Origin of the sequence: Clostridium sp. SGI.024, assembly GCF_050315195.1 — a bacterium.
In the GTDB taxonomy this organism is placed as follows: Bacteria; Bacillota; Clostridia; order Clostridiales; family Clostridiaceae; genus Clostridium.
Genome location: NZ_JBNPON010000190.1, coordinates 1 through 259, shown reverse-complemented (window position 1 = coordinate 259; position 259 = coordinate 1). Strand labels below are relative to the sequence as shown.

Here is a 259-nt window from a genome sequence, read left to right as displayed (position 1 = left end):
CTTTATTGAAGAGAATAATCAAATAGCATTTATTAAACCTGCTAACTACGAATTATCAAAAACTAGAAAATATAAAAATGATATTGGTAAAATAGAAAATATGGATTATGATTCTGAAAAAGATTTTTTTATATGTCAGAATGGTAAAAAGCTAAAAATGGAAGGTGTAAAATTAAGAAAATCAAAAACAGGATATGAAAGTGAAAAAACAATTTATGCGTGTGAAGATTGCAGTGATTGTAACTATAAAAGTAAGTGT

Annotated in this window: 1 protein-coding gene; it reads left to right on the top strand. The window is 24.3% G+C overall.

All coding sequences use genetic code 11. From position 1 onward, the window contains the following. Positions 1 to 259, top strand: a 259-nt coding sequence (locus ACQRD5_RS17360) for a transposase (RefSeq protein WP_427747134.1), incomplete at both ends; no start/stop codon positions are given.